Source organism: Allobosea sp. (assembly GCF_035999205.1).
GTDB lineage: Bacteria > Pseudomonadota > Alphaproteobacteria > Rhizobiales > Beijerinckiaceae > Allobosea.
The window spans coordinates 230219-252979 of record NZ_DASYHA010000024.1 but is presented as its reverse complement, the minus strand read 5'-3'; the positions used below and the strand labels follow the sequence as shown (position 1 = coordinate 252979).

Here is a 22761-nt window from a genome sequence, read left to right as displayed (position 1 = left end):
CAACCAAAATCAGTGCATTCGCCCGGCCGGGAGGGCAAATATTCTCGGCTCGCGCTTGACTTGGCGTCCAAGGCAGTGTGACAGCGCCGTGAATCCGCCCAAAACGTTTGAATTCGAGGTTGCCGCATGACGACCGCTTTCCTCTTCCCCGGTCAAGGCTCCCAGGCCGTCGGCATGGGCAAGTCCCTGGCCGAAGCCTTCCCGGTCGCCAGGGCCGTCTTCGACGAGGTCGATGCGGCGCTGTCGCAGAAGCTCTCCGCGGTGATGTGGGATGGCCCCCTCGACGAACTGACCCTCACCGCCAACGCCCAGCCCGCCCTGATGGCGGTCAGCCTGGCCGTGATCCGCGTGCTCGAGGCCGAGGCCGGGCTCGACCTGAAGCGTGACGCGGCCTTCGTCGCCGGTCATTCGCTGGGCGAGTACTCCGCTCTCGCCGCGGCCGGCACTTTCAGCGTCGCCGATGCGGCGCGCCTGCTGCGCATTCGCGGCGATGCCATGCAGAAGGCGGTGCCGCCGGGCGAGGGCGCCATGGCGGCGCTTCTCGGCGCGGAACTCGATCTGGCGCGCGCCATCGCCGCCGATTCGGCCCAGGGCCAGGTCTGCGAAGTCGCTAATGACAATGGTGGCGGGCAGGTCGTGCTGTCGGGAGCGAAGGCTGCGGTTGAGCGCGCCATCGCGCTGGCCAGCGAGCGCGGCGTCAGGCGTGCCATGCTGCTGCCCGTCTCCGCCCCGTTTCATTGCTCGCTGATGCAGCCGGCTGCCGAGGCCATGCAGGCCGCGCTGGCGCAGGTCGCGATGCACGCGCCGATCGTCCCGGTCATGGCCAATGTCGGCGCGGCCCCGCTGACCGATCCCGATGCCATCCGCGCCTCGCTGGTGGCGCAGGTCACCGGCACGGTGCGCTGGCGCGAATGCGTCGAGGCCATGACGGCTGCCGGCGTGACGCGTTTCGTCGAAGTCGGCAGCGGCAAGGTCCTGGCTGGGCTGGTCAAGCGGATCGCCGCCGGGGCAACGCCGCTCTCGGTCGGAACGGCAGAAGACATCGCAGGTTACAAGGCCTGAACGGGCGCAAAGGTCCTCAGGGCAGGAGCCGTCAAAGGCAAATGCCTGCAAGGGACGAGACGGCAGAACGCCGAAAGGGAGAGACGATGCTTGATCTGACGGGCAAGAAGGCCCTGGTCACCGGCGCGACCGGCGGCCTCGGCGGTGCGATCGCGCGCGCGCTCCATGCGCAGGGAGCTACGGTCGCGCTTTCCGGTACGCGTGCGGCGGCGCTGGAGGCGCTGGCGGCTGAACTCGGCGAGCGCGTCGAAATTGCGCCCTGCAACCTCGCCGACAAGGATTCGGTCGAGGCGCTGGTGCCGGCCGCGGAGGAGAAGCTCGGCGGGCTCGACATCCTCGTGAACAATGCCGGCGTGACGAAGGATAACCTCTTCCTGCGCCTGAAGGACGAGGACTGGGACAGCGTCATCGCGATCAACCTGACGGCGGCGTTCCGGCTTTCGCGTGCCGCGGTGAAGTCGATGATGCGCCGGCGCTATGGCCGCATCATCTCGATCGGCTCGGTGGTTGGCGTGACCGGCAATCCCGGGCAGGGCAATTATGCGGCCTCGAAGGCCGGGTTGATCGGCATGTCGAAGGCGCTGGCCGCCGAGGTGGCGAGTCGCAACATCACCGTCAACGTCGTCGCTCCGGGCTTCATCGAGTCACCGATGACTCAGGCGCTGAACGAAAAGCAGCGTGAAGGCATTCTGTCAGACGTGCCGATGGGCCGGCTTGGTTCCGGTGAAGACGTCGCGGCTGCAGTCGCCTTTCTCGCCAGCACGGAAGCCGGCTACGTGACTGGGCAGACCATTCACGTCAACGGCGGAATGGCAATGATTTGAAGTATTTCTGACTGTTTCCAAACAAGTTCCACACTAGCGTTGGCGCTCTCGCCAGCCATCATTCGGTGTGTTAACTAGCGCCGTCGGACTGCGATGCAGGGGGCGGGGGACTTGACGGGAACCCGGTTGTTGCGTTTGTGCAGGCTTCGAGTTCCGGCCCGTCGACACCGTTTCGGTGAGGTGGGATTCAGGAGTGACCGTCCCTATATGCGGCGCGATCCAGCGCTGCGTGTTTCAATCGTTAAGGAAGAGACCCATGAGCGATGTCGCCGAGCGCGTGAAGAAGATCGTGGTCGAGCATCTCGGCGTCGAGCCTGAGAAGGTCGTGGACGGCGCCAATTTCATCGAGGATCTCGGGGCGGACAGCCTCGATACGGTCGAGCTCGTGATGGCGTTCGAGGAAGAGTTCGGCGTCGAGATCCCCGACGACGCGGCCGAGACGATCGTCACCGTTGGCGACGCCGTCAAGTTCCTGTCGAAGGCGGCCTGATCAGCCTTCGGGTCGGTCGCCGCAGAAAGCACCATGGTTTCACGTAGTCTCCCGATGCGACGCGTCGTCGTGACCGGTTTGGGCATGGTGACCCCGCTTGCCTGCGGCGTCGAACCGACCTGGTCTCGTCTTCTCGCCGGCGCCAGTGGCGCCGGCCCCATCACCAGCTTCGACTGCAGCGACCTGCCGGCGCGTATCGCCTGCAGCATCCCGCGCGGCGACGGCTCCGATGGCACCTTCAATCCTGACGATTGGATGGAGCCCAAGGAGCAGCGCAAGGTCGATGATTTCATCGTCTACGCCATGGCTGCGGCCAAGCAGGCGCTGATGGATGCGAACTGGAAGCCCGAGAGCTACGAGGACCAGATCGCCACCGGCGTTGCGATCGGCTCCGGCATCGGTGGCCTCGGCGGCATCTATGAAGCCTCGATCCTGCTGAAGGAGCGCGGCCCGCGTCGACTGTCCCCCTTCTTCATTCCAGGCAGGCTCAGCAATCTGGCCGCTGGCTATGTCTCGATCGAGCATGGGCTGAAGGGCCCGAATCATGCCGTCGTGACGGCCTGCTCGACGGGTGCGCATGCAATCGGCGATGCGTCGCGAATGATCGCGCTCGGCGATGCCGACGTGATGGTCGCGGGCGGTACCGAATCGGCGATCAACCGTATCGGCATCGCAGGCTTCTGTGCCTGCCGCGCCCTTTCCACGAACTTTAACGATACGCCCGAAAAGGCCTCGCGTCCCTATGACAAGGACCGCGATGGTTTCGTCATGGGCGAGGGCGCCGGAATCGTGGTGCTCGAGGAACTCGAGCATGCCCTGGCGCGCGGCGCGCGCATCTATGCCGAGGTCGTCGGCTACGGCATGTCGGGGGACGCCTATCACATCACCTCGCCGGCCGAGGATGGCGACGGGGCCTATCGCTGCATGTCGATGGCGCTGAAGCGGGCCGGCATCGCCGCATCCGAGCTCGACTACATCAACGCGCATGGCACCTCGACGCAGCTTGGCGACGAGATCGAGCTGCGCGCGGCAGAGCGCCTGCTTGCCGATGCCGCGACGAAGCCTGCGATGTCGTCGACCAAGTCGGCGACGGGCCATCTGCTCGGAGCGGCCGGGGCGATCGAGGCGATCTTTGCGATCCTGGCGATTCGCGACCAGGTCGCGCCGCCGACGATCAATCTCGACAATCCCTCCGTCGAGACCGATCTCGATCTCGTGCCGCATGTCGCGCGCAAGCGGAAGATCGACGTGGTTCTGTCGAACTCCTTCGGCTTTGGCGGAACGAACGCCTCGCTTGTGATGCGGCGTTTCACCGAGGGCGCGTGAGCAGCCGCCCGGCAGCGCGCTTTCGCCATAATGTTCAGTACAGTGCACAACGCCTGCGGAAGCACGAATTTGCTTTCGCAGGGCTCGCGACTCCGGTTCTAATGCGTCGGCAACCTGCTGAGCGCTTCCGGATCGTGAGTCGTTCCGTCTGGCCAGTTTGCGAGCCGTGATGAAGTCGAAAGTGCGAGCGCTACAGCCGTGAACCATTCGCCCCGCGTCGCCCCCAAGAGCCCCAGCGAGGCACTGAAGCCGGTCGCGCCGCCCGCGCCTCCGCCGAAGACACGCCGCCGTCGCCGCAGCCCCTTCATCGCGATGATGAGCGGGCTGTTCACCGCGGTGCTGGTGATCGCGGGTCTTGTCGGGGCCGGCATCGCCATGGTCGGCAGCCAGAGCCGCGCGCCTGGCCCGTTCGCCAGCGATCGCGTTCTGATCATTCCCAAGGACAGCGGCCTGACCGAGATTGCCGATCTGCTCCAGCGCGAGGGCATGATCGACCACCCCTGGGCCTTCCGAATCTCCGCTTTGGTGAGCGGCAATTGGACCAAGCTCAAGGCCGGCGAATACCTGTTCAAGGCGCGCGCCAGCCAGGCCGACATTCTCGACATCATCGCCGAGGGCAAGGTCGTCGAGCATTCGATCACCGTGCCGGAAGGTCTGACCAGCGAGCAGATCGTGGCGCGTTTGCGCGAGAACGACCTGCTGACCGGCGACATCATCCAGGTTCCGCGCGAGGGCTCGATCCTGCCGGACACCTACCGGATCCCGCGCGGCTTCAGCCGGCAGGCGATCATCGACCGGATGTCGCGCGATCAGCGCGCCGTGCTCGCCCGGATCTGGGAGCGCAGGCCTGCAGACCTGCCGATCAAGACGCCGCAGGAACTGGTCGTGCTGGCCTCGATTGTCGAGAAGGAGACCGGCCGGGCCGACGAGCGTCCGCGCGTCGCCGGCGTCTTCATCAACCGTTTGAACCGCAAGATGAAGCTGCAATCCGACCCGACGATCGTCTACGGCATCGTCGGCGGCAAGGGCACGCTCGGCCGCGCGATCCAGCGCAACGAGATCACGCAGGCCACGCCTTACAACACCTATGTCATCGACGGGTTGCCGCCGGGCCCGATCGCCAATCCCGGTCGCGCCGCCATGGAGGCGGTGGTGAACCACTCGCGCACCAAGGATCTCTATTTCGTCGCCGATGGCAGCGGCGGCCACGCCTTCGGCGAGACGCTCGACCAGCACAATCGGAATGTCGCGCGCTGGCGCCAGATCGAAGCCGTCAGGCGCGAGCCCGGAAAGCCGCCGACAGAGACCTCCGTCGACAAGGTCGAGCCGCCGCCGGCGCCCGATACGCGCTCGGAAGCGCCGGGCCAGCAGCCTGCCGAGGCCGAGGCCATCGAAACCTGGCCGGCTCCGGGCAACCGTCGCGCCGGTGCGTCGGCCACGCAGCAGGGGGCGGCTCTCGCCGGCGGGACCCGTGCCCGCGCCTTCGATGCGTCGGAGGGCACGGATCGCGATCCGTTGCGCAACAAGACCTTCGACCTCAACTCGCCGAAGCAGGTTCCGGCGCTGCGGCCCTGAGCCACGGCCAAGCCGTCCCCATTTTCCTGCGCCGGCGCTCCGCCCTGCGCTTGCTCCGTGATGCCCCCGCCACTACGGTCCCGCCGCGTTGAAGCGGCGGAGACGAGGGATCATGGCCATCGAGAGCATGACGGGCTTTGCCCGCGCCGCAGGCACGGTAGGCATCCATGCCTGGGCCTGGGAGATCCGCAGCGTCAATGGTCGCGGCCTCGACATCCGGGTGCGCGTCCCACCCGGTTTCGAGGTTCTGGCCGAAGCGGCGCGCAAGCGCCTGACCGGCGCGTTTGCGCGCGGCACGCTCCACGTCAATCTCCAGATCACCAGCGACGCCGGCCCGCCGCGCCCCCGCATCAACGAGGCGGCGCTCGCCGGCCTGCTGCAGGCGATCGCGCGCCTCCCGGCCAGCGATGCGGTTCGCCCGCCTTCCTATGACGGGCTGCTCGGCATTCGCGGCGTGGTCGAACTCGCGGAGGAGAGCGAGGATACCCTGACCGTCATCGAGGCACCCGTTCTGGCCGGGCTGGAATCGGTTGTGCTCGGCCTGAAGGAGGCGCGCGCCGGCGAGGGCCGGGCGCTCGAGGCCGTCCTCTCCGGTCATCTCGATACCATCGCCCGGCTGACGACGCAGGCCGAGCAGCACCCGGCTCGCGGTGTCGACGCGATCCGCGAGCGTATCGCCGCTCAGGTTGCTGCGCTGCTCGAGGCGAGCCAGGCGCTTGATCCGCAGCGCCTGCACCAGGAGGCGGCGCTGCTCGCGGTCAAGGCCGATATCCGCGAGGAGATCGACAGGCTGCATGCCCATGTCGCGGCGCTGCGGCTGCTGCTGGAGCAGGGCGGGCCGATCGGCCGCAAGCTCGATTTCCTGTCGCAGGAGTTCGGCCGCGAGGCTTCGACGCTCTGCGCCAAGGCCGGCGATGCCGGCCTGTCGCGCATCGGTCTCGAGCTGCGCACCGTGGTCGACCAGATGCGCGAGCAGGTTCAGAATGTGGAGTGAGTGTTGATGGTCGATGCCCTGCGCCCAGCCCGTCGTGGGCTGATCATGATCATGTCCTCGCCCTCGGGAGCGGGGAAGTCGACGCTGACGCGGACGCTGTCGAAATCACCGAGCGAAACCAATCTCGATCTGTCGATCTCGGTCACGACGCGCGCCAAGCGACCCTCAGAGATCGAGGGGGTCCATTACCACTTCATCGACCGCGAGACCTTCGAGCAGATGCGCGACCGCGACGAGCTGCTCGAATGGGCCGAGGTGCACGGCAATGGCTATGGCACGCCGCGCAAGCCCGTGGAGGCTTCGCTGAAGGCAGGGCGCGACGTTCTTTTCGATATCGACTGGCAGGGCACGCAGCAGATTCTGGAGCGGGCCCGCGAGGACGTCGTCTCGATCTTCATCCTGCCGCCGTCGATGGCCGAGCTGCGTTCGCGGCTGGTGCGTCGTGCCGAGGATGCGCCCGAGGTGATCGCCAAGCGCCTGGCCAATGCCCGAGAGGAGATCGCGCGCTGGACCGTCTATGATTACGTCATCGTCAATGACGATCTCGACAAGGCTTATGAAGCGGTGCGTTCGATCCTCGCCGCTGAGCGCCTCAAGCGCAGCCGGGCCGTCGGCCTCGGCGATTTCGTCGAGCAGTTGCTGAACGAGCAATTGCCTTGACCGGACGCGCGCGTGACTTCGGCCTGGTCTGCGGGACGTTGAAATCAGGCCCGCTCAATGCGATCACCGATGTCGCGGGCGTCGCCGTCGGGCACCGGACCGTGCGGGAGGCCGGCATCCTGACCGGCTTCACGGCGGTGCTGCCGCAGGCCGGCAACCTGTTCCGCGACAAGCTGCGGGCCGGCGTCGAAGTCATCAACGGCTTCGGCAAGAGCGCCGGGCTGATGCAGCTCGCCGAACTCGGCCAGATCGAGACGCCAATCCTGCTCGGCAACACCTTTTCGGTCGCGGCGGGCATCGAGGCGCTGGTCGCGCGGGCCCTGTCCGAGAATCCCGAGATCGGGCGGAGCACGGGTACGGTCAATTCCCTCGTGCTCGAATGCAATGACGGCTTCCTTTCCAACATCCGGGCACGACGGCTGAGCGTCACGGACGCCGAGGCCGCGCTCGATGCGGCGACGGGCGGGCCGGTCGAGGAAGGCGCCGTCGGCGCCGGCACCGGCATGAGCTGCTTCGGCTTCAAGGGCGGCATCGGGACCGCCTCGCGAATGGTCGAGCTCGATGGCCGCGACTACTGCGTCGGCGTGCTGGTCCAGACGAATTTCGGCAATGCCGGCGATCTCGTCCTGCCCGACGGGCGCAGGCCGCAGCCGGCAACAGCGGCCGCTCCTGCGGTCGAGCGCGGCTCGGTCATCATCATCCTGGCGACCGACCTGCCGCTGGAAAGCCGCCAACTCACGCGCATCGCCAGGCGCTGCGGGGCCGGGCTCGCCCGGCTCGGCGCCTTCTGGGGCAATGGCAGCGGCGACATCGCACTCGCCTTCACCACTGCCGGCCGCATCAGCCATCACGAGAGCGCCGGCATCGTGCCGCTGGCCCTACTGAACGAGAACCGCATCGATCTGGCCTTCCGCGCCGCCACCGAGGCGACGCAGGAGGCGGTGCTGAATTCGATGCTGGCCGCCCCCGATACGATCGGCCGGGATGGCCATCACAGGCCCTCTCTGGCGGACCATCTCTGAACACCGGCACGCGCCCGTCTCTCGCAAATATTCGTCTCGCACCCTGGTGGCGGGGAAACGATATTGCGCCAGTTTGGGCTGTGGCATAACAATCGTTCTGCCGAACGCGGCTTTCGGCACAAGTCCGGCCCAACGCGGACCATACTCAGGGGGGAGAGGCCTACTAACTCGGAGGAGACATCGATGACTCGACGTATTCGCTTCGTGTTGCCCTATGCCTTGCTCACTTCATGCATCCTGTCCGGGTCGGCCCTGGCCCAGACCCCCGGACTCACCAGCACTGCCGTCATGTCAGGGCGTGACCTGACATGGGACATGGCCTTCCTGCCTGACGGCACGATGTTCTTCACCGAGAAGTGCGGTGGACTCTCGGTTCGACTACCCTCCGGCAAGATCAACGCCCTGCTCGGCATCAAGGATTCCAAGAACTACCCGGACACCGCAGCCGATCTCTTTTGCGGTGGTCAGGCCGGCATGTACGGTGTAGCGGTCGACCCCGACTTCGCCACCAACCGCTTCATCTACGTGTCCTCGGCGTCGAACATGACCGCGCCGGGAACCAACCGGGTGCTGCGACTGACGGTCAATCCCGATCTGACCAAGGTCTCCAACCGGCAGGATATCGTCACCGACATCGCCTACAAGTCTGCGCCCAGCAACCATCCCTTCGGCGATGCCGGGGCGCATAATGGCGGGCGCCTGCGCTTCGGTCCGGCTGACGGCTTCCTCTATGTGACGACGGGCGACACCCATAACGGCGAGGTGCCGCAAAGCCCGACCCGCATCGGCGGAAAAGTGCTCCGCATCGACCGGGACGGCAAGGCCGCGCCCGGCAACAACCCGCCGCAGGGCTTCGACCCCCGCATCTTCACCTACGGCCATCGCAACCCGCAGGGCATCTGCTTCCGCCCCGGCACCAACCAGCCCTACACGGCCGAGAATGGCCCCTGGCACAGCGACGAAGTGACGGCGCTGAAGGCCGGCGGCAATGCCGGCTGGGATCCGCGCCCGAACATCGCCGGCCGCAGCGACTGCCCCGACAATTACTGCGGCTACTCGCCGAACCAGATGGGCGCGATGGACCCGAAGGAGCGTTCGGCCTTCATGCCGATGACCGACACCAAGACCTACCCCGACGCCATGAAGCCGGCCTGGAACAACGAGACGCTGTCGCAGGGCATGTCGTCCTGCGTCTTCCTGAACGGCCCGCAATGGAAGGACTGGAACGGCCGCATGGTCGTGACCTTCATGGGCATCGGCATCCACGGCACGCCGGTCGGCAACCGCCTCGACGTTCTCGACATCGCGCCCGACGGCTCCTCCGCCACGCGCAGCACCGTGTCCCTGCCGATGCCGGCGGGGCGCTTCCGCTCCGTCGTGCAGGCGCCGGATGGCAGCATGTATGTCGCCACCGATCAGGGCGACGTCTACCAGCTCAAGCCCAACTGAGCCCGATCGGCTGCCGTGCCGCCGGCCTGGCGACGCGGCAGCCCCTTGGCGCCCGAACCCGATCGCGCATGACGGGAACCCAGCCCATGCCTGACGCTCGCCCCTTCGCGACAGCCCTTCTGGCCGCGCTGCTGCTGTCGCCGCCGGCCTTCGCCAGCCCCGAACTGGCCCGGAGCAAGAACTGCGTCGCCTGCCACCACGCCGAGCGCAAGATGATCGGCCCGGCCTTCAAGGCCATCGCCGAGCGCTACGGCAAGGACGACGCCGCGGCCAAGACCCTGAGCGAGAAGGTCGTGAAGGGTGGTGGCGGCGTCTGGGGGCAGACGCCGATGCCGCCGCAGCCCGCCGTTTCGCCGCAGGATGCCGAGACTCTGGTGAAATGGATCCTGGCCAACCCGTAATGCCCGGGACTTGATCCCGGAACCGCCACCTCATCCCGGGCTTGCCGCGGGATGACCGGGCGGTTCGCAGCGGATCAGGCGCCGTCGAAGCGGCGGCGCTCACTCGCCGAAACGGGCGATCTCGTCGGCGACGCGCGCTTCCGCGCGCGCGATCGCTTCGTCGCAGCTCAGCCCGTCGCGGCGATGCTGCACCGCATAGAGGAAGAGCCGGCGCTCCTTGTCCGGCACCGCGTGCATGAAGGCGGTGAGGCATTCCCAATCGCTGCGGCGACAGCTCTTGCGGCGCCGGCAGGTCTTGTTCTCGCAATGGCGCCAGACGCCGACGACATCGCCGAAGCGATGCAGCAGCACCGGCCGCAATCTCTGGCAGCTCTCGAAATCGGTGATGGGTGGAATATCGGCGTAGGGACTGCGGCGCTTGGGGGCAGGGCTGGGCATGGCGGGATCCGGTCGGCAGGCACGCGTAAACCCGCTTGCTCGGCAGGGCGCGCAGGGACATCCGCCCGCGCTGGTGCGCGGCGGGGTGACAGGACGGGGCTGGCGGAGCGCCGCGAGGCGCGAGAGTGATCCGCTTCCGTTGAGCCCGGAGGCGGCGCGGCGGGATTGAGCCACCCGTCGCACGCCTCGTGGCGCTCCGCCTTCGGCGATTTCGGACTCCGGGCCGCGCTTATACGGCTGGGCGGTTCAGGACCTGCGGGCTCGGACGCCAGTTCCCCTCAACGGGTCGTCGCGTCCTCGCATCGCCGATCTGTCGCCACCGAGCCTTCCAGCGAGCTCCTCACACAGGGATCGTAGTGTCCCCAGGGCGGTGCCCCGAAGCCTCCCGAGCCTGGCTTGTGAGGCCAACCGCAGGCGCCGACCCTCACCCAGCCACTGGCACACCTCCGGATGGCCGCCCCGTTTGGGTGATGGGCGAGGGCAGGATAGGGCGGACGAGGAGGGGCGGGGATAAGTTTGCTGCCTGAATCTCTTCCGTGGTGGTTGCCCTTGTGGCGACCATCCACGTCTTCGCGCGGGGGCGGCTGGCGCCGCCCTTCATCGTGAGCCGTCGCCCACCATCAGCGCCGCAAGACGTGGATGGCCGGGACAAGCCCGACCATGACGGTGGAGCCCTTGCCGGCTCCTCGGCTCGGCCGCATGCTGCCGCCATGAACCAAAAGGGCGGCTGGGTCTACATCATGACGAACCGGCCCGACGGCACGCTCTATATCGGCGTGACGAGCGACCTCGGCCGCCGCGTCCATGAGCACCGCGAGGGGTTGGTCGCGGGCTTCACCCGGCAATACGGGCTGAAGCGCCTCGTCTGGTATGAATGGCACGACGAGATCGAGGCCGCGATCCAGCGCGAGACCTCCATGAAGCGCTGGTATCGCGCCTACAAGACCCGCACGATCATGGGGCGCAATCCCGACTGGAACGACCTCTACGAGGAACTGGCCTGATACGCACAAGGCTCCTACCGTCAGGCACAGACTCTGCCGTCAGGGTCGCCCTTGTGGCGACCTTACGTCTTCGAACGGGGACGACAGGCGCGCCCTTCAGCGTGAGTCATCGCCCGCCATCAGCCCCGCAAGACGTGGATGGTCTGGACAAGCCCGACCATGACGCGAACAACCACGCGATAGCGGCAGTCTGCGACGCGTTCTCCATCTCACTCCGCTGCCTCCCGCTGCACCGCCTTGCCCTTCTTGATCGGCCGGCGGTCCAGCACCTCCTTGAGGAACCTTGCGGTATGGCCTTTGCCGATCCGCACGATGTCCTCCGGCGTGCCCTGCGCCACGACCTGGCCGCCGCCATCGCCGCCTTCGGGACCCATGTCGATCACCCAGTCGGCGGTCTTCACCACCTCGAGATTGTGCTCGATCACCACCACCGAATTGCCCTGGTCGACCAGCTCGTGCAGCACCTCCATGAGCTTGGCGACGTCGTGGAAATGCAGGCCGGTCGTCGGCTCGTCGAGGATGTAGAGCGTGCGGCCGGTGGCGCGCTTGGAGAGCTCCTTGGAGAGCTTGACGCGCTGGGCCTCGCCGCCTGACAGCGTCGTCGCCTGCTGGCCGACCTTGACGTAGTCGAGCCCGACGCGGTGCAGTGTCTCCATCTTGTCTCGGATCGAGGGCACGGCCTTGAACAGGATCTTGGCCTCCTCGACCGACATGTCGAGCACGTCGGCGATCGACTTGTCGCGGTATTTCACCTCCAGCGTCTCGCGGTCGTAGCGCTTGCCCTTGCAGACGTCGCAGGTGACGTAGACATCCGGCAGGAAGTGCATCTCGATCTTGAGGAGGCCGTCGCCCTGGCAGGCCTCGCAGCGGCCGCCCTTGACGTTGAACGAGAAGCGGCCGGCCTGATAGCCGCGCGCCTTCGCCTCGGGCAGGCCGGCGAACCATTCGCGGATCGGCGTGAAGGCACCCGTATAGGTCGCGGGGTTGGAGCGCGGCGTGCGGCCGATCGGCGACTGGTCGATGTCGATCACCTTGTCGAGCAGCTCCATGCCCTCGACGCGGTCATGTGGGGCCGGGTGCTCGATCGAGCCGTTGAGCTTGCGCGCCACCGCCTTGTAGAGCGTGTCGATGATCAGCGTCGACTTGCCGCCGCCGGAGACGCCGGTGATGCAGGTGAAGAGCCCGAGCGGAATCTCGACATCGACGGATTTCAGGTTGTTGCCGCGGGCGCCGACGATCTTGAGGGCACGCCCCTTGGTCGCCTTGCGGCGCTTCGAAGGCACCGCCACCGACATCTCGCCGGTGAGGTATTTGCCGGTCAGCGAGTTCGGATCGTCGAGGATCTGCTGCGGCGTGCCCTGGGCGACGATCTCCCCGCCATGGATGCCGGCGCCGGGGCCGACATCGACGACGTAATCGGCGGTGAGGATCGCGTCCTCGTCGTGCTCGACCACGATCACGGTGTTGCCGAGGTCGCGGAGCCTGCGAAGGGTTCCGAGCAGGCGCTCGTTGTCGCGCTGGTGCAGCCCGATCGAGGGCTCGTCCAGCACATAGAGCACGCCGGTGAGGCCCGAGCCGATCTGCGAGGCCAGGCGGATGCGCTGGCTTTCGCCGCCCGAGAGCGTGCCGGAGGAGCGGGCCAGCGTCAGGTATTCGAGGCCGACATCGAGCAGGAAGGTCAGCCGGTCGCGGATCTCCTTGAGGATGCGCGGGGCGATCTCGTTCTGCTTCTTCGAGAGCTTCGCGGGCAGCGCCGAGACCCATTCCAGCGCGTCCTTGACCGACAGCCTCGAGATCTCGCCGATATGGCGCATGTCGATCTTGACCGCCAGCGCCTCGGGCTTGAGGCGATAGCCGTTACAGGCGGCGCAGGGCGTCTCGGACATGAAGCGGCCGATCTCCTCGCGTGCCCAGTCCGACTCCGTCTCCTTCCAGCGGCGTTCCATGTTGGTGATGACGCCCTCGAAGGGCTTCTTCACCTCATAGGCGCGCAGGCCGTCATTATAGGCCATGCGCACGGCTTCCGTGCCGGTGCCGAACAGAATCGCCTTGCGCGCCATCTCCGGCAGCTCGGACCAGGGCTTGGTCATCGAGAAGCCGAAATGCTTGGCGAGCGATTCCAGCGTCTGGCCGTAATAGGGCGAGGTCGACTTGGCCCAGGGCGCGATCGCGCCCTTCTTCAGCGTCAGCGAATGATCCGGCACAATCATGTCCGGGTCGATCCGCATCTCGTGGCCGAGGCCGTCGCAGGCCGGGCAGGCGCCGAACGGGTTGTTGAACGAGAACAGTCGCGGCTCGATCTCGGGGATGGTGAAGCCGGAGACCGGGCAGGCGAACTTGGACGAGAAGGTGATGCGGCGAGCCTCGCCGTTCTCCTCCTTCTCGTCGGCATATTCGAAGACGGCGATGCCGTCGGTCAGCTCCAGCGCCTGCTCCAGCGAGTCGGAGAGCCGGGCGCCCAAATCAGGCCTGATCACAATGCGATCGACGACGACGTCGATGTCATGCTTGAACTTCTTGTCGAGCGCCGGCGCGTCCGGAATCTCGACGAACTCACCATTGACCTTGACCCGCTGGAAGCCGCGCTTCAGCCAGTCGGCCATCTCCTTCTTGAACTCGCCCTTGCGGCCGCGCACGACCGGCGCGAGCAGGTAGCCGCGAGTCTTCTCCGGCAGCTCGGTGAGGCGGTCGACCATCTGCTGTACGGTCTGGCTCTCGATCGGCAGGCCGGTCGCGGGCGAATAGGGGATGCCGGCGCGCGCCCAGAGCAGGCGCATATAGTCGTGGATCTCGGTGACGGTGCCGACCGTCGAGCGCGGGTTCTTCGAGGTCGTCTTCTGCTCGATCGAGATCGCCGGCGAGAGCCCGTCGATCTGGTCGACATCGGGCTTCTGCATCATCTCGAGGAACTGGCGGGCATAGGCCGAGAGGCTCTCGACATAGCGGCGCTGGCCCTCGGCATAGATCGTGTCAAAGGCGAGCGACGACTTGCCCGAGCCGGACAGCCCCGTGAAGACGACGAGCTTGTCGCGCGGAATGGCGAGGTCGACATTCTTGAGATTGTGCTCGCGCGCGCCGCGCACGGAAATGACGCGCGATTCCGCCTTCTGGGCCTGGTCGAACATCGCCTCCAGGGAGGCGGCCTGATCGGCGAGCGAGGTCTTGCTGCCGCCGGTGGAGGATTTGCGAGCCATGGGGCCGTCCGGTTGTGGTGAAGCGGTACAGATAGGGCAAAAGCCGGACCATACCAGCCCAGGCCTTTCGCGGCAGCCATGACTACCACGCAGCGTCGCGATCAAGAGGCCCTGGTTTGGCTCGTGCTGACAGGGAGTGGCAGGAGCGGCGATGGCGCAGCGGGCGCCGAGATGCGAAGCTGCGCTCCGGCGAGGCACCGCCGACATGGATCAAGCGTCGTCGCGCCGCGTTCAAGCGGAAGCGGCATCCAACAAGGGACTTGCAACGCCCGGACCTGCCCCGAAACCTCACCCGAACGAGACGGGCCCGCGCCAGAACGGGAGAGAGCCATGAGCATGAAGGCTATCGTTCAAGCGGGCGCGCTGGCGCTCGGTCTCGGCCTCGGCGCGCCGGCCATGGCGTGCGAATTGTCCCGGCCGCTGAAGATGGCGGGGCTCGACTATGATTCAGCCGCCTTTCACACGGCGGTGGCCAGCGCGATCGCCGAGCGCGGCTTCGGCTGCAAGGTGGAGCGGGTCCCGGGCGCGATCGCGCCGCTGGTCAACGGGCTGGCGCGGGGCGATGTCGACATCGTCATGGAAATCTGGCTGGCCAATCCGGTCGAGGCCTGGGTCAAGGCGTCGGAGGCGGGCAGGGTGACGCCGCTCGGCACCACCTTCCCCGATGCCAATGAGGGCTGGTTCGTGCCGCGTTATCTCGTCGCTGGGCCAGAGGCCAAGGCGCCGGATCTGAAGGCGGTCAGCGATCTCGGCCGCTACAAGGCGCTGTTCGCCGATCCGGAGGAGCCGGCCAAGGGGCGCTTCTACAATTGCGTCGCCGGCTGGGTCTGCGAGGGCGTCAACACCAAGAAGCTCGCCGCCTATGGGCTGGCGGCGGATTTCACCAATACCCGCGGCGGCTCGGGCGAGGCACTGGTCGCCGCGATCGAGTCCTCGCTCAAGCGCAAGCGGCCGGTCTTGTTCTATTATTGGGGGCCGAGCTGGCTTCTCGGCGCCTATGACCTCGTCAAGCTCGAGGAGCCGGCATTCGATCCTGCGATCTGGGCCGAATTGAAGGCGAGCGACGCGCCCAAGCGCGCCACCGCCTATCCGACCAGCCGCGTGGTCATCGGCGCCAATGTCGATCTCGAGAAGCAGGCGCCGCAGCTCGCCGGCTTCTTCAAGAAGTACGGCACGACCAGCGAGCTGACATCACGGATGCTGGCCGACGCGCGCGAGAAGGGCCTGACGCCCGAACAGCAGGCGCTGGTCTTCCTGAAGAGCCAGCCGGCGGCCTGGCGCGACTGGCTGCCAGCCGAGATCGCCGCCAAGGTCACGGCCGGCCTGTGAGCGCAGGCGGTCTGCCCGATCTCGGCAAGGCGCTCCAGGCCTTCATCAACCGGGCGGTCGATGCGATCGTCACCGGCTATGGCGACCAGCTCGACGGGCTCGGCGGCGCGCTGACGGCGCCGGTGCGCCTCGTCGAGACGGCGCTGCTGCAGCTGCCGCTCTGGCTTGCGCTTGCGCTCGTCGCGGCCGTCGCCTGGCTGCCGCGGCGGGAGATCGGCTTCACTATCGCCATGACGGCACTGCCGGTCGCGCTCGCATTGCTCGGCGTCTGGAACGAGGCGATGCAGTCGCTGGCGCTGATCATCGTCGCGGTGGTCCTGGTCGCGGTGCTCGGCCTGCCGCTCGGCGTCGCGGCAGCGCGCTTGCCCTGGCTCTCGCGCGCCTTGGCGCCGGTCTATGACCTGATGCAGACGATCCCGAGCTTCGTCTACCTGATCCCGGTCGCGATGGTTCTGGGGCTGGGGCGGGCGCCGGCGCTGGTCGCGACCCTGATCTATGCGCTGCCGCCCTTCGCGCGGCTTAGTGAGCTCGGCCTGCGCGGCGTCGATGCCGGGCTGGTGCAGGCTTCGCGCGCGCTCGGGCTCGGCCGCTGGCAGGCGCTATGGCTGGTCGAGCTGCCGCTGGCGCGGCCGGCCATCCTGCAGGGGCTGAATCAGGCGATCATGATGGCGCTCGCGATGGTCGTGGTCGCATCGATGATCGGCGCAAAGGGGCTCGGCGAAATCGTGCTGCTCGGCCTGCAGCGCGCCGATCCCGGCCTCGGTTTCGTCGGGGGCCTGGCGATCGTGCTGCTGGCGATTTTGCTGGACCGGGTGGCGCGGAGGGCGCTGACGAGGGGGTGACGAGGGCTGCATCGCCCATGTGCGTCACGCCGAGTAGAAGCAGGCATTGCCCGGCCTTGTTCGGGGTGGGGAGTGGATATTGATGGCGATCGCGGGCCAGAACCGCCTTAATGAAGTGGCGGCGGCAGCGCCATGTTGACGTTGACCGTCTTCGTCTCGGTAAAGCTGTCGAGCATGCCTTCGAGCGACATCTCGCGCCCGATCCCGCTTTCCTTGACACCGCCATAGGGCTGGCCGAGCAACTGCCCTCCGCCCTGGTTCACCTGGACCCACCCCGCCTCAACCGCATGTGCAGTGCGCAGCGCTTGGCCGATGTCGCGCGACCAGACGTATGCGGCCAAGCCGTAGTGGGTCGCGTTCGCCATGCGGATGGCCTCCGCTTCGTCGCGCCAGGGGATCGCGACGAGGACCGGGCCGAAGATCTCCTCGCGCGCGAGGCGCCAGTCGTTCGACGCCCCGGCGAAGATCGTCGGGATCGCGAAATAGCCTGCGGCGAGCGGGCCTTCGGGCGGGGGCAAGCCGCCGGTCATGAGGCGGGCGTCGGAGCGGCGGAGGCCCTCCTCGATGTAACCGCAGACCTTTGTGAATTGTCGCTCGTTGATGATCGAGCCGACATCGGTGGCGTCGTCGAGCGGATCGCCGATCTTGAGAAGCTTCAGCTTGGTGACGAGCTTGTCGAGGAATGGCTCGAAAATGTCGGCATGCAGGAATAGCCGTGATCCAGCAGTGCACGACTGGCTTTGGCGCGTAAAACGCATCGCGGCGATGATGCCCTCTACGACCCAGTCCTCGTCCGCATCGGGAAAGACGATGGAAGGGCTCTTCCCGCCGAGCTCAAGCGAGACGGGGACCACCCGGTCGGCTGCCGCCCGCATGATCGCCTTGCCCACGGCCGTCGAGCCGGTGAAGCTCAGCTTTCGGATCTGCGGATGGGCAGCGAGTTGCGCGCCGCATTCGGCGCCGTAGCCTGTGAGAACGTTGATCACGCCCGGCGGCAGGTGCGCCTGACAGATCTCCGCGATCATGAGCACCGCCAGCGGGGCATCTTCGGCGGCCTTGAGAACGAGCGTATTGCCGGCGCAAACGGCGGGCGCGATCTTGAGCGACGCAAGCTGCGCCGGGGCGTTCCACGGCACGATTGCGCCGACGATGCCAATCGGCTCCCGCCGCGTGTAGCTCAGCATGGCTTCGCCGAGCGGTACAGTGATACCCTTCAACTCGCCGGCGAGGCCGCCAAAATAGCGGAAGACATCGGCGACCCATTTGGCCTCACCTCGTGCCTGCGTCCGGATCGCATTGCCGGTCTCGCTGGCGATGAGCCGCGCCAGCTCCTCTTGGCGGGCTTCGAGTGCCTCGGCTATCGCCAGGCACGCCCGCCCGCGTTCCCGGGGCGGAATCCGCCCCCACGCACCCGCGGCACCAGCCGCGGCGACCGCAAGATCAACGTCGACGGACCCGCCACGCGGCACCTCCCCGAGTGGCTGCTTTCGGCCCGGGTTCTCGACCACGATCGTTTGCCCAGAAGCGGCGTCGAGCCACTCGCCGCCGATCAGCATCTTGCGCCTGAGATAGCCCGATGGAACTGTGTCAGTGGCTCCCGACTGGCACTGATCGCCGTTCAAAGACAACCATTCGCGATGAACTGTGGTCATCGGCCCCGTCTCCAATCTGTTCATTGAGACGCGAGAAAACCAACTCAAGTTCGATCATACGCCGCTTCCGAGCAACGAGCTAATATCGGCCTCTAGTGCGAGGCCGGATCGTGCCCCGAATGTCCACGGCGGCTCGGAAAGCGGACGCGGGCGTGCATTGGCCGCGGCACGAGCGTTACGGCGCGGTTCCGGAGATGGCGGTCGCCAGAAGTCGACGCTCAGGCGGCTGCCTCGCTCAGGCAGGAGATCGCCGCCGCGACGCCGCCCGCGCCATGCGGGATGCCCTTGGCCTGCAAGGCCATCTCGACCGAGCTCAGCGTCGCCAGGAGGGTCGCCGCGCTGAAATGGCCCATATGGGCGATGCGGAAGGCCTTGCCGGTGTAGTCGCCGATGCCGAGGCCGAGCGAGACGCCGCAGACGTCGCGGGCGAAATCGGTGATCGTCGCCGTATCGTGGCCCTCGACCAGGATCGTCGTGACCGATGGCGAGCGCTGCTCCGGCTCCGGGACGCTGAATTGCAGGGCCTGCCCGGTCGCCCAGGTCTCGACGGCGGCGTGGGTCGCGCGGGCGAGTCCGGCATGGCGCTGCCAGACCGCCTCGAGGCCTTCCTCGAAGATCATGTCGAAGGCGGCGCGCAGGCCGAAGAGCAAATGCTCCGGCGCCGTGCCGCAATGCTTCATATAGGCCAGCGTATTCATCCGGCCGGTCCAGTCCCAGTAGCCGGTGCGCATGTTGGCGTGGGTATGGGCGGCCAGCGCCCTCGGATTGGCCGCGACGACGGCCAGGCCCGGCGACGACATCAGCCCCTTCTGCGAGGCCGACATGGCGACGTCGATGCGCCAGGCATCCATCTCGAACGGCATGCAGCCGACCGAGGCGACACCGTCGACCATGAACAGGGCAGGGTGGCCGGCGGCGTCGATCGCCCGGCGGATCGCGGGGATGTCGTTGACGACGCCCGACGCGGTGTCGACCTGCACCACCATCACGGCCTTGATCGAATGGGTCGTGTCGGCACGCAGCCGCGCCTCGACAGCGGCCGGATCGACCGCGGCGCGCCAGCTCCCGGCCAGCACCTCGGTGTCGGCACCCATGAAGCGGGCCATCTCGCCCCAGCCGATGGCAAAGCGCCCGCTCGCCAGCACGAGCACCTTGTCGCCGCGCGACAGCACGTTGCTCAGTGCCGCCTCCCAGCCGCCATGGCCGTTGGCGGCGTAGACGAACGTCTCTCCGTCCGTACGAAAGATGCGCTTCAGGTCGGTCAGGATCGACTCGGTCAGGCTGACGATCGACTGCGAGCTGAGCTCCTCGGCCGGGCGCATCATCGCCTGGAGGACACGGTCGGGGATATTGGTCGGCCCTGGCATGGCAAGGATCGGCCGGCCGTTGGCGAAGCTCATGGAACAGGAATCCTCGTGGGACCGCCGGATCATGCACGGCGGAGCTGACCCGAGGGCTTAGCCACTGAGCGGGCCGGCAGGCAAGGCTTCAGAGGCCATCCGGCCATGACAATCCTTTCGCCGATGCATGACATCCCTGCATGATTTCGGCTGGCGCCGCGGCCCGGATCGGTCCACTCCCTCGGCCGGCACAACAACTGAGCCAGCGAAGCGCCGGACATGACGATCAGCACAGCCGCCAGCCCATCCCGCAGCGCCGCGATGCCGGTGCTGATCGCGCTCAGCGCCACGCATCTGCTCAACGACATGATGCAGTCGCTGATCCCGGCGATCTATCCGATCATCAAGGTGGCCTACGGGCTGGATTTCGGCCAGATCGGCCTGATCACTCTGACCTTCCAGATCACCGCCTCGCTGTTCCAGCCGCTGGTCGGCGCCTATACCGACAAGAACCCGATGCCCTATTCGATGGTGGCGGGCATGGGTTTCACCCTGGCGGGGCTGATCGGGCTCGCCTATGCCGGCAGCTACCCGCTGCTCGTGCTGTCGGCCGGCTGCGTCGGCCTCGGCTCCTCGATCTTCCATCCCGAGGCGACGCGCATGGCGCGCAGCGCCTCGGGGGGCCGCCACGGTCTGGCGCAGGGCATCTTCCAGGTCGGCGGCCAGACGGGCGGGGCGCTCGGCCCGCTGCTCGCGGCCTTCATCATCGTGCCGCGCGGGCAGGCGAGCCTGGCTTGGTTCTCGGCCGCGGCGCTGGTCGCGATGATGGTGATGATGTGGACGGCCGGCCGCTTTGCCGAGCTGCAGAGGCAGCACGCCGCGCAGCCTGCGGTGAAGAAGAGCATCGCGGGCGCAGCCGGACCCGCGCGCACGACCGGCGCCGTCGCCTTCGCCGTGACGATCCTGGTGATCCTGCTGTTCTCCAAGAACGCCTATTCGCAGAGCTTCAGCTCGTTCTACACCTTCTACCTGATGGGCAAGTTCGGCATCTCGGTGCAGTCCTCCCAGATCATGCTGTTCCTGTTTCTAGTCTCGTCGGCGGCCGGCGCGCTGTTCGGCGGCATGCTCGGTGACCGGATCGGTCGCAACAAGATCATCTGGTTCTCGATCCTCGGCGCGCTGCCCTTCACCCTGGTGCTGCCCTTCGCCGACCTGTTCTGGACCGGCGCGCTGACGATCGTCATCAACCTGATCATGTCGAGCGCCTTCGCCGCGATCCTAGTCTACGCGCTCGAGCTGATGCCCGGCCGCATCGGGCTGGTCGGCGGGTTGTTCTACGGGCTCTCCTTCGGGCTCGGCGGCATCGCGGCGGCAATGTTGGGCGAACTCGCTGACCGGATCGGCATCGAGGCGGTCTACCGGATCTGCGCCTTCCTGCCGGCGATCGGCCTGCTCGCCTGGTTCCTGCCAAAACTCTCCGTGCCCGAGCGCCACTGATCCGCGGCCCGCGGTGGCTCCCGAAAACCGCATCCCGCTTTTCGGGCCGATGCATTAGCATGCTCGCCAAAAGCTCCGGCGCGCCTCGCGCCGTCGGCGCATAAGGGGGAGACGTGCCATGACCCAGACCGAGATGGCCGATGTGCCGCGGCCGGACCCGGTGGTCCGCCGCATCGCGGTGCGCGACGTGGCCGAGGCCTTCGCCGCGGGGCTGCGTGACTTCCAGGCCGCGCCGCTCTTCGGCCTGTTCTTCGGCGGCATCTATGCGCTCGGAGGGCTGACCATCCTCCTCTGCCTGACCCGTTTCAGCATGCCCTATCTCGCCTATCCGCTCGCGGCGGGCTTCGCGCTGATCGGGCCCTTCGCGGCGGTAGGCCTCTACGAGGTCTCCCGCCGGCGCGAACTGGCGATTCCGCTGAGCTGGGGCGGCGTGCTTGGTGTCGTCCTGGAGCAGCACAAGCGCGAGCTCGGCTGGATGGCCTTCGTCACCCTCTTCGTAACGATCATGTGGCTCTATCAGGTCCGGCTGCTGCTGGCCCTTTTCCTCGGCTTCCAGTCCTTCGCCAGCTTCAGCGGCTTCCTCAACATCCTCATGACCACGCCGGAGGGGTTGATGTTCCTGGCCATCGGCAATGTCGTCGGTGCCGTGCTGGCGACCGCGTTGTTTTCGCTGACGGTGGTCTCCTTCCCGCTGTTGCTCGACAGGGAGGTCGACTTCGTCACCGCGATGATCACCAGCGTGCGCGCGGTGGTCACGAACCCGGTGCCGATGCTGGGCTTCGCCGCCATCGTCGTGGCACTGGCGGTGATCGCGATGCTGCCGGCCTTCCTGGGGCTCGTCGTCATCATGCCAATTCTGGGTCATGCCACATGGCATCTCTATCGGAGCATCGTCGCTCCGGCGCCGTGAGGGACGAGACTTCAAGCGCAGCCGAGGGGCGATCAGGATGGATGATTTGCGGCCCTATCGGGCAATGGCCTTCAACAACCTCTGGGCCAACCACCGGCTGCTGAGCGCCTGCGCTGGGCTGTCGCAGGCCGATTTCGTCGCGCCGCGCACGGGCTTCTTCCCGAGCCTGCGCGCGACGCTCAACCACATCCTGATCATCGACCACTTTTATGTTGACGCCATGGAGGGCGGCACGCTCGGGCCGGCCGCTTGGGCGGACCAAGAGCCCTGCGCGACGCTGCCGGCGCTGCAGGCCGCGCAGGAGGCGATGGACCGGCGCCTGATCGCGGTGATCGAGGCGGCTGGCCGGACCGGCCTCTCGCATATCGTGGAGGTGCATCGTCGCTCGCATATCCAGCGCGAGCGGCTGGACCGTTTGCTGCTGCATCTGTTCCAGCACCAGGTCCATCATCGCGGCCAGGCGCATGCCATGCTCAGTGGCACCGCAGTGAAGCCACCGCAGCTCGACGAGTTCTTTTCGGTCGGCGAGGCCGATCTGCGGGCAGACGAATTCGCGGCGCTCGGCCTGACGGAAGCCATGATCTGGGGCAAGGATGAAAACCGGCCCTGAGCCCGCCACCGCACGGGCGGAGCCTCTGGTTGGTCGCGTCGATTTCGGGGGACAACGCCTGAGAACGGCCTTGAACAAAACAAGAACATCATTGATAGTGTGCCAATAGGCCGGTAGGGTCCGGCTCCGGTCGAAGGCCGGT

20 protein-coding genes are annotated in these 22761 nt (G+C 67.1%); 16 read left to right on the top strand and 4 right to left on the bottom strand.

Annotated elements, in window-relative coordinates:
• Positions 1–126: 126 nt before the first annotated feature.
• From fabD to VGN82_RS13725, 10 genes are all read left to right on the top strand, one after another.
• Positions 127–1062, top strand: a complete 936-nt coding sequence (fabD, locus tag VGN82_RS13770; RefSeq protein ID WP_327527585.1) for an ACP S-malonyltransferase — start codon at positions 127–129, stop codon at positions 1060–1062.
• A gap of 86 nt (positions 1063–1148) precedes the next feature.
• The gene (gene fabG, locus VGN82_RS13765; RefSeq protein WP_327527584.1) at positions 1149–1886 is read left to right on the top strand and encodes a 3-oxoacyl-[acyl-carrier-protein] reductase; all 738 of its coding nucleotides are present in this window, start codon (positions 1149–1151) and stop codon (positions 1884–1886) included.
• Between the two features lie 256 nt (positions 1887–2142).
• A complete protein-coding gene (locus VGN82_RS13760) occupies positions 2143–2376 on the top strand; it encodes an acyl carrier protein (RefSeq protein WP_054141335.1) in 234 nt (77 codons plus the stop codon).
• A gap of 54 nt (positions 2377–2430) precedes the next feature.
• Positions 2431–3702 (top strand): beta-ketoacyl-ACP synthase II, encoded by a 1272-nt coding sequence (gene fabF / locus VGN82_RS13755; protein WP_327527915.1) that lies wholly within the window; start codon positions 2431–2433, stop codon positions 3700–3702.
• A 198-nt stretch (positions 3703–3900) separates the two neighbouring features.
• Positions 3901–5277 carry an endolytic transglycosylase MltG gene (gene mltG, locus VGN82_RS13750; protein WP_327527583.1) on the top strand — a complete coding sequence of 459 codons (1377 nt, stop codon included), beginning with the start codon at positions 3901–3903 and terminating at the stop codon, positions 5275–5277.
• Between the two features lie 112 nt (positions 5278–5389).
• Complete coding sequence (locus VGN82_RS13745) at positions 5390–6271, top strand: YicC/YloC family endoribonuclease (protein WP_327527582.1); 882 nt, start codon at positions 5390–5392, stop codon at positions 6269–6271.
• A gap of 6 nt (positions 6272–6277) precedes the next feature.
• A complete protein-coding gene (gmk, locus tag VGN82_RS13740) occupies positions 6278–6931 on the top strand; it encodes a guanylate kinase (protein ID WP_327527581.1) in 654 nt (217 codons plus the stop codon).
• Positions 6928–7953, top strand: a complete 1026-nt coding sequence (locus VGN82_RS13735; protein ID WP_327527580.1) for a DmpA family aminopeptidase — start codon at positions 6928–6930, stop codon at positions 7951–7953. Before gmk ends, VGN82_RS13735 begins: the two co-directional genes overlap by 4 nt.
• Positions 7954–8136: 183 nt before the next feature.
• A complete protein-coding gene (locus VGN82_RS13730; RefSeq protein ID WP_327527579.1) occupies positions 8137–9402 on the top strand; it encodes a PQQ-dependent sugar dehydrogenase in 1266 nt (421 codons plus the stop codon).
• Between the two features lie 86 nt (positions 9403–9488).
• Positions 9489–9803 (top strand): c-type cytochrome, encoded by a 315-nt coding sequence (locus VGN82_RS13725; protein ID WP_327527578.1) that lies wholly within the window; start codon positions 9489–9491, stop codon positions 9801–9803.
• A gap of 99 nt (positions 9804–9902) precedes the next feature.
• Here the strand turns inward: VGN82_RS13725 and VGN82_RS13720 are convergent, their stop codons facing one another.
• Entirely contained in the window at positions 9903–10241 is a 339-nt protein-coding gene (locus tag VGN82_RS13720) for a hypothetical protein (RefSeq protein ID WP_327527577.1), read from the bottom strand.
• A gap of 710 nt (positions 10242–10951) precedes the next feature.
• Between VGN82_RS13720 and VGN82_RS13715 the strand changes: the two genes are divergently transcribed.
• Entirely contained in the window at positions 10952–11245 is a 294-nt protein-coding gene (locus tag VGN82_RS13715; protein ID WP_327527576.1) for a GIY-YIG nuclease family protein, read from the top strand.
• Positions 11246–11454: 209 nt separating this feature from the next.
• On the opposite strand, the gene uvrA is transcribed toward VGN82_RS13715, so the two are convergent.
• On the bottom strand, positions 11455–14439 hold the full coding sequence (gene uvrA, locus VGN82_RS13710) for an excinuclease ABC subunit UvrA (RefSeq protein ID WP_327527575.1): 2985 nt from the start codon (positions 14437–14439) through the stop codon (positions 11455–11457).
• Positions 14440–14769: 330 nt separating this feature from the next.
• Here uvrA and VGN82_RS13705 point away from each other — a divergent pair, with 330 nt between their 5' ends.
• A complete protein-coding gene (locus VGN82_RS13705) occupies positions 14770–15768 on the top strand; it encodes an ABC transporter substrate-binding protein (RefSeq protein WP_327527574.1) in 999 nt (332 codons plus the stop codon).
• Positions 15765–16610, top strand: a complete 846-nt coding sequence (locus VGN82_RS13700) for an ABC transporter permease (RefSeq protein ID WP_327527573.1) — start codon at positions 15765–15767, stop codon at positions 16608–16610. Before VGN82_RS13705 ends, VGN82_RS13700 begins: the two co-directional genes overlap by 4 nt.
• A gap of 107 nt (positions 16611–16717) precedes the next feature.
• On the opposite strand, the gene VGN82_RS13695 is transcribed toward VGN82_RS13700, so the two are convergent.
• Together VGN82_RS13695 and VGN82_RS13690 are read right to left on the bottom strand one after the other, a co-directional pair.
• A complete protein-coding gene (locus VGN82_RS13695) occupies positions 16718–18166 on the bottom strand; it encodes an aldehyde dehydrogenase family protein (protein WP_327527572.1) in 1449 nt (482 codons plus the stop codon).
• A gap of 314 nt (positions 18167–18480) precedes the next feature.
• Positions 18481–19662, bottom strand: coding sequence for a pyridoxal-phosphate-dependent aminotransferase family protein (locus VGN82_RS13690; RefSeq protein WP_327527571.1), 1182 nt, complete (start codon positions 19660–19662; stop codon positions 18481–18483).
• A 219-nt stretch (positions 19663–19881) separates the two neighbouring features.
• Here VGN82_RS13690 and VGN82_RS13685 point away from each other — a divergent pair, with 219 nt between their 5' ends.
• The 3 genes from VGN82_RS13685 (at position 19882) to VGN82_RS13675 (ending at position 22619) form a co-directional block, all read left to right on the top strand.
• Complete coding sequence (locus VGN82_RS13685; RefSeq protein ID WP_327527570.1) at positions 19882–21099, top strand: MFS transporter; 1218 nt, start codon at positions 19882–19884, stop codon at positions 21097–21099.
• A gap of 118 nt (positions 21100–21217) precedes the next feature.
• On the top strand, positions 21218–22009 hold the full coding sequence (locus VGN82_RS13680) for a DUF2189 domain-containing protein (protein WP_414644286.1): 792 nt from the start codon (positions 21218–21220) through the stop codon (positions 22007–22009).
• Positions 22010–22046: 37 nt separating this feature from the next.
• Entirely contained in the window at positions 22047–22619 is a 573-nt protein-coding gene (locus VGN82_RS13675) for a DinB family protein (protein ID WP_327527569.1), read from the top strand.
• Positions 22620–22761: the final 142 nt, after the last annotated feature.